The sequence below is a fragment of the Phocaeicola sp. RTP21198st1_B8_RTP21198_201120 genome, assembly GCF_040929485.1.
Taxonomy (GTDB): Bacteria; Bacteroidota; Bacteroidia; order Bacteroidales; family Bacteroidaceae; genus Phocaeicola; species Phocaeicola dorei.
In genome coordinates this window covers 1-703 of record NZ_JBCOCI010000461.1, presented here as the reverse complement: position 1 = coordinate 703, position 703 = coordinate 1, and the positions used below count along the sequence as shown (strand labels likewise).

The window sequence follows — 703 nt, the reverse complement described above, 5'->3', positions numbered from 1 at the left end:
GGGGTGGTTCGAGAAAACGACTATTGCCATGGACGAGCGGGAAAAAAGTATGATGCAGAAAGCGTTCGATTTGATATTTCGTGCGGATGCCGGATATAAGGTTTCCGGAGCCGGAGACTATTATCCGGAGATAGAACCGAAAATGTATGATCTTTGTCTGGCATACGGACATACGTTACCGGACTCGGTAAGGGAAGAACGGAGGAGGAGTGGAAAGCTCTCTACTGTGTATACCTGCTGTATTGAAGCCTATCCCAACACTTTTACTTTCTCCGAACCGGGTGAAGCCAGTTGGCTGATGTGGCATGCTGTTGCCGGAGGATATGATGGTTATTTGCGATGGGCATACAACAGTTGGACGAAAGATCCGCTTCACGATTCCCGATTCCGTTCTTGGGCAGCCGGAGACTGTTATCTGGTATATCCGGGGAGCAGTAGTATCCGGATGGAACGTTTGGTGGAAGGTATTCAGGATGCTGAAAAAATCAGAATACTCCGTAAGGAGTTTGCAGAAAATGGCGAGGTGGCTAAACTGAAAAAACTGAATCAGACAGTGTCCGGTTTCATGCCCGAAAAGTTGAATGGACAAAATGCGTCGCAGATGGTTCGTAATGGTAGAAAATTGCTTAGTACTTTTTAAATAGCTTGATTGAAAATGAAGGTGGATGTAAAGTATATACTGTTTGCGGCAACTCTATCGATG

At 45.8% G+C, this 703-nt stretch carries 1 protein-coding gene; it reads left to right on the top strand.

The features are described 5' to 3' along the window. Nucleotides 1-640: DUF4091 domain-containing protein (locus tag AB5935_RS27275; protein ID WP_368328010.1), on the top strand; the 640-nt coding region annotated here is incomplete at its 5' end. Between the last annotated feature and the right edge of the window lie 63 nt (nucleotides 641-703).